The sequence below is a fragment of the Pseudocolwellia agarivorans genome, assembly GCF_002000085.1.
Taxonomy (GTDB): Bacteria; Pseudomonadota; Gammaproteobacteria; order Enterobacterales; family Alteromonadaceae; genus Pseudocolwellia; species Pseudocolwellia agarivorans.
Genome location: NZ_MUZU01000031.1, coordinates 1 through 2411, shown reverse-complemented (window position 1 = coordinate 2411; position 2411 = coordinate 1). Strand labels below are relative to the sequence as shown.

The following is a 2411-nucleotide window of genomic DNA, read 5'->3' as shown; positions in this document are numbered from 1 at the left end:
GTTCAGGTTTATCAGTCATATAACAAGCAATTGAACGGGACTTTTACAGCTGGCTGTGCTCGTTCCTAATTATAGCCAGCAATAAAAGCCCATTAATTGGGCGTTATGTTTTCAGGATGATCCAAGCATATGTTTAAAAAAATAGGCTTTGGCATAATTGGAATACTTTTCTTAGGCGTATATGGCGCTATTGCGACTAAGGTTTTCTCAGGCGCTGATCAACAAATACATTATGCACAAAATGAGTTAATGTTTGGCAGTTATACCCTTATAGGTGGCTTCCTATTCATGACCATAATATTGCTTATAGTTTGTAACTACCTTATCGATTTACTATTTAAAAATAATAGCGTATTTTCTTGTAGTGAAAACATAACAAGGGTTTTCAAGCCGGACAAATTACAGTTGGCTTTTTGTTCGTTCCTCACTTATTTTAGCCAACTACAATTTGCCGCTTAAAACTGCGTTAGCATGCAATGGAGAGTACGGTGTTAAAGAAAATAGGTAATGGGTTCGTTACATTTATAGGTTTTATTATTTTATTGAAATACCTATTCGGTTTCTTTGGGTGGGAATTGAATTTTAATGTGGAAGCTGTTCAAAAAATTGAAATTACTCAGTCGCAATTATCTTATTTTCCAGACTCTAGTATTGAAGGTGTCTTAAACAGTTTTATGGCTGAACAGCATGAAAAGAACTGGTTAAACAAAGCAGCTAAAAGATTTAGTGTAACGCCTCAAGAGCTATCAGATTCTTTAACTATTAATTATCACGAAAGCTCAGATAACAACTGGACGGTTGAAGTAATATCTACAATATCTGGTAATGAAAAGTCCAGTGTAGCTAAAGAGGTTAAACTCAATCTAAAAAATTATGTTAGTCGTGTAATACAGCATGCTAACAAGTCATTGCAGTAGGACAAATAACAGCTGGCTTTTTGCTCGTGCCTCGCTTATTTTAGCCAGCATTTATTTGCCTCTGAATGAGGCGTTATATTTTCCCATCGAATGGAGTATCACTGTGAGTACAGAAGAAACTAAACCAACCTTTTTACAAAAACTAAAAATAAGTACACCTGAAGCCTGCTTAAGCGCAATTAAAAATGGGTGGGTCGCAGGACTTATTTCTATTGGTTTGACTCTTTTAATGGTTCTAATTGGTATGTTTTCTAACTCAGAAAATGCCACAGTAGTATACTTTGGAGATCCCCTTATGTTTATAGATTTGATCTTAATGCTTATAATGGTTTTCTTTATTTTCAAAAAATCTAGGGTAGCGGCAACATCCATGTTCATATATTTTTTATCATCCAAATATATACAATGGACTGATTTAGGGGAGGTACAAGGGCTGCCTATGGCGATGATCTTTATAGCTTTGTATTTTAATGCTATGCGTGGAACTTATCTTTGGCACTCTAAATTTAAACAACTTCAGTCAGTCGAATAAAAAATATAACAAGACCTTTAAACGGACAAAAAATAGTTTGCTGTTTTCACTCCGTTCAACATTTTAGCAAACAATTTTTTGCCGCTTAAGGTGGCGTTATGTTTTTAGGAGAGCGCGGTGCAAATTTTCGCAGAAGTAGATATTCGCTCTAAAAAAGATACTTTATCTATCATCAATGATTTACGAGAATTTTCCTCTCTACAAAGCGATTGGGTTTTCGATGAAGAAAAAAGTAAAAGTTATTCGTTAGCTTTACCCGAAAGCATTGGTTGCGTGTTCACTTATAGCTACGATGGTCAATTGCATGGGATTGCGTTATCAGAAGTAAAAGCAAAACATATTCAAATATCTAACATTACACCTGAGAAAAGCTGTAGGATTTCAACTAAAGAGTACAACGAAATAGCGACCGCATTTTACAAAACGGTTAAAGAGTGGAATAAACAAAAAAAGAAACAGCTTAAGCTAAGTATTTCCAATATCAACCCAGAGCTAAGTGAAATTATCACTGCCAAGATCCCAAGAAAAGCTTTTGAATCATACTTAAATAATCACCCATTGAGTTATCACCCAAATGATATTAGTCGATTAAATAAATTTATTTGTGCTGTAGCTAGGTATTCACGTAAAAATATTAATTGGGAACATGTTGGTAAATTTTTAGTAGAGCAGCACGGTTGGTCTATGGAAAACGTAAACACTTGTCTAAATCGTATAAATATTGGTTTAGAAGTAATAAGTGAATATAAACGATATTAATAATTAAAAACATAACAAGGCATTGCAAAGGACTAAAAACAGTTGGCCGTTGCTCGTGCCTCGCTATTTTAGCCAACAATTTTTAGCCTCTGAATGAGGCGTTATATTACAAAAGGAGTTGTGGTGAAGTTTTTAAGTTTCTTAGTATTAACATTGTTATCTTTCACTGTTAATGCTTGTATGGTTCAGCCTGAGGGGCTTTC

4 protein-coding genes are annotated in these 2411 nt (G+C 34.5%); all 4 read left to right on the top strand.

Going from position 1 to position 2411, the window contains the following annotated elements; translation table 11 throughout:
- Positions 1-129 precede the first annotated feature (129 nt).
- Positions 130-459, top strand: a complete 330-nt coding sequence (locus B0X80_RS20160; protein ID WP_077343678.1) for a hypothetical protein — start codon at positions 130-132, stop codon at positions 457-459.
- 116 nt (positions 460-575) lie between these two features.
- Positions 576-917 (top strand): hypothetical protein, encoded by a 342-nt coding sequence (locus B0X80_RS20155; RefSeq protein ID WP_139345360.1) that lies wholly within the window; start codon positions 576-578, stop codon positions 915-917.
- A gap of 103 nt (positions 918-1020) precedes the next feature.
- Positions 1021-1449 carry a hypothetical protein gene (locus tag B0X80_RS20150; RefSeq protein ID WP_077343674.1) on the top strand — a complete coding sequence of 143 codons (429 nt, stop codon included), beginning with the start codon at positions 1021-1023 and terminating at the stop codon, positions 1447-1449.
- 117 nt (positions 1450-1566) lie between these two features.
- A complete protein-coding gene (locus B0X80_RS20145; protein WP_077343672.1) occupies positions 1567-2208 on the top strand; it encodes a hypothetical protein in 642 nt (213 codons plus the stop codon).
- The last annotated feature ends 203 nt before the right edge of the window (positions 2209-2411 follow it).